The 1,822-nt window shown below is 25.2% G+C and carries 1 protein-coding gene and 1 pseudogene; both read left to right on the forward strand.

Annotated features, from left to right (window positions below):
* Positions 1–89: 89 nt before the first annotated feature.
* A pseudogene (locus ACTHOQ_RS18805) lies at positions 90–683 on the forward strand (ABC-three component system middle component 1); the annotation flags it as partial.
* A 16-nt stretch (positions 684–699) separates the two neighbouring features.
* Complete coding sequence (locus ACTHOQ_RS18810) at positions 700–1,749, forward strand: AAA family ATPase (protein WP_440497720.1); 1,050 nt, start codon at positions 700–702, stop codon at positions 1,747–1,749.
* Positions 1,750–1,822: the final 73 nt, after the last annotated feature.

The following is a 1,822-nucleotide window of genomic DNA, read 5'->3' on the forward strand; positions in this document are numbered from 1 at the left end:
GAAAAAGAGAATCCCCCTGAAAAGCCGTTGTCACGACTTTTCTGGGGGATTTTGTAATTGGGTATGAATAATCTAGGAATTATTATCTTGTCCTATTTTTAGATGAGGAACAGATGTTAAGCCAAATATTAGAGCAACAAGGGAATTACTTTTATTTATTAAAAGAGTTTTTTGGTGAAGATCCAAATATCGAAAAAAATACGAATTTGTTAATTTTATTAAGATCAAAAAAAGTTTCGGATAAATTGGTATTTAACCTTGAAGAAAATCCATATTATTTCAGAAAGTATATATTAAAATACTCAGATATTGAACTTGAGGAATTGGTAGGGCAGTATTCAGATGATATAAGAAAAAAAGGACTGATAACAGTACTTGATGAAGTAATAAATAATGTTGATTTATTTGAAGAGTTCAAAAAAAATCCCGATGTTGATAGCCTTTATAATTTTATTACAACAATTTTTATTAAAATATCAGTCTTAGGATTAAATGTTGAAGATAAAAAAATTGAATCTTTAAAGATTATGATAGACCAAGCTCTTGAAAAGAAGGAACTAACTAATTTAAAAACTAAAATAGATGAAATTAAACCAAAGTACAAAAAGATAAATGATGATTTATCAGAAGAATTTGAAATAAATGATGATTTATTGAGTGAGTTAATTAATTTATATGATTGAAGGGAGTAAAGTAGAAATGAGTCTATTTATTAATCGAATATATATTAAAAACTTTAAACTTTTTAACAGTTTAACTCAACCAATAGAAATTAATAGTAAAAATTTAATTATACTAGATGGGCCAAATGGTTTTGGGAAAACTTCTATATTTGATGTAATTGAATTAATACTAACTGGCCAATTAAAAAGAATAAAAAAAGCAGATTCAAGGAATAAATACAAGGAAGTATTATTAAAAAATAATAATTCCGAAGAAAGTTTACTAAAAGTAGAATTTGTAAATGAGTTGGGAGAAAGTCAATTTACATTAGCAAAAAGAATAGAAGCTAATTATAGTAATGAAAAAAATTTACCAGACAACTTTGATATATTCGAAACTCATCTTCTTTCTAATTTTGAAGATGTTTTAACTGAAGATACTTTAATACAAGATTATAATAAAATATATCAGAAATTCGAAATTGATTTAAATAATGTATTTAATTTAATTCACTATGTCGAACAAGAAGATAATAAATTGTTATTAAGTATGAATGAGAATGAAAGGCTAAATCAGTTAGGTTATTTATTTAATACGGAAGAGGAACAAAATGAAGAGAAGTATTATCAAAATTTAAGATTAAATGTTAATACTAAGAGATCTAATTTGAGTAATAAAATAACTGCATTAAATGCCGAAATTCAAAAAATGAATTATAGTATTGAGATAGAAACGGGGAAAAAAGAATATTTTAGGTTACTACCTCATTTAGGTGTTATTGAACCGTGGGATTTAGAAGAGTTAAATATAATAGATAATACGCAACTTGAAAAATACTTAAGAGATTTGGAAGACATTAAACTTTTTGTGAAGAATTTAGATGATTATAATTCAGAAAAAATAAATGAATCAATATCTCGTTTTATAGGGACTCCGAATTTAATTAGAGATTATATTATTATTTCATCAAAAAAATCTAAAATTGAGGATCTTAAACAACAATATAGTTCACAAGTTGAAGTTTATAAAATTATAAAAAGTTTAGAAAAGACTTCATTTATTTCGAATTGGAAAGAAATAGAGTAAGCCCGAAATATAAAAAATAGCGCACCTTCACGGTACGCACGACGAACGGCCAGCTAACTGAAATTTTTTTCAG

This window comes from Solibacillus silvestris (assembly GCF_051967575.1).
Lineage (GTDB): Bacteria > Bacillota > Bacilli > Bacillales_A > Planococcaceae > Solibacillus > Solibacillus silvestris_B.

Excerpts from the sequence above, each read along its gene's own strand:
- ACTHOQ_RS18810 (WP_440497720.1), top strand. The coding sequence starts at position 700 with ATGAGTCTATTTATTAATCGAATATATATTAAAAACTTTAAACTTTTT.